The 572-nt window shown below is 48.3% G+C and carries 1 protein-coding gene; it reads right to left on the reverse strand.

Annotation, left to right across the window (positions count from 1 at the left end):
* Positions 1–572 (reverse strand): methyl-accepting chemotaxis protein (locus R7190_RS29410; RefSeq protein ID WP_318138144.1); only part of this gene is annotated, 572 nt, incomplete at both ends.

Below are 572 nucleotides of genomic sequence, written 5' to 3' on the forward strand. Positions count from 1 at the left end.
GCGCAACTTCTTGAACCGAGTGAGACATCTCGGTCATAGCCGTTGCCACGTTGGCGGTCTGCTCACGTTGTGCATTCAGCTTAGATTGCGCTTGAGAAGACGTTCGTTCGTTGGTTGTCGCGGTTGAGGCTAAGTTTTCTGATGCTTCATTTAGCTTCACTAGAATGTCGTGCAAGCTGTCCGCTAACGTGTTGATATGACCACTAACGCGGCTGAACTCGTTGTTAAAGCGAATATCAATACGTTGCGTCATATCGCCTTTAGTTAGGCTCTCTAGCGCATTGAGAATACGTGTTAATGGCTCACGCACACTTTGCGCGATGTGATAGCCGATAGCCGCCGCAAACAAAACCACAACTACACCAATCACAATCGCTTTCGTCACGCCAGCAGAGTAAATGTCACCGGCATCATCAAGAGATTCGTTTAGTTTGTCTGTTGCTGTCGTTGTGAATTGCTCAAGGATAGCCATCGTAGAATCGACTTTGTTAGCTAAGTTCGCAATGTTGTCGTACAGAGCTGCGCGAGCGTTGAGGTAGTTGTTGTGTTGGTCTAGCACACCGCCACGCATA

The sequence above is a fragment of the Vibrio sp. 1078-1 genome, assembly GCF_033340475.1.